Genomic DNA, 608 nt, shown 5'->3' on the forward strand with positions numbered 1-608 from the left:
GGCGTTACTGAGCAGAACAGAGGATGTTTGTCCATTATCCGGATAAATAGAAATACCAATACTTGCGGATACTTTTAAGCGTCGGTTCTCGATATTGAACGAGTTTTTAAATTCGAGAAGTATCTTATCGGCGACTCGGCTAAAGTTGCCCTCGCGCCCTTTTTCTTTGACGAACACAACAAATTCATCACCTCCTAAACGACCGACAAAGTCATCACTATGGAGTACTGACTTGAGGCGGATCGCTGCGTCAATCAATAGTGCATCTCCGGCTTCGTGTCCCATTGAATCATTGATGCTTTTGAAGTCATCCAGGTCAATGAACATGACAGCGAAGCGGCTGTTTTCCTCTTGCGCCTGAGCGCGCAGCTCGTCCAAATACTCAAGGCAGCGCAGACGATTGGGGAGGTTGGTTAATGAATCGTTATGGGCTTGATGTTGTAACTCCGAGGTTCGCTCTCGAATTTGCCTTTCAAGTACTCTGTTCCAGCAAACGACGAAACAGATTATGGCTAGCGCGATTAGGGCAATCCAGATGATCGTGTTGTAGTTCACTTGATGTTCAAACTTAACCGACATCCAGCGATTAAAAACTTCATCGCGTTGCT

At 45.9% G+C, this 608-nt stretch carries 1 protein-coding gene; it reads right to left on the reverse strand.

Going from position 1 to position 608, the window contains the following annotated elements:
• A partial coding sequence (locus A3750_RS21380) for a GGDEF domain-containing protein (RefSeq protein WP_156498813.1) occupies positions 1-608 on the reverse strand: 608 nt, incomplete at both ends.

This window comes from Oleiphilus sp. HI0079 (genome assembly GCF_001635105.1).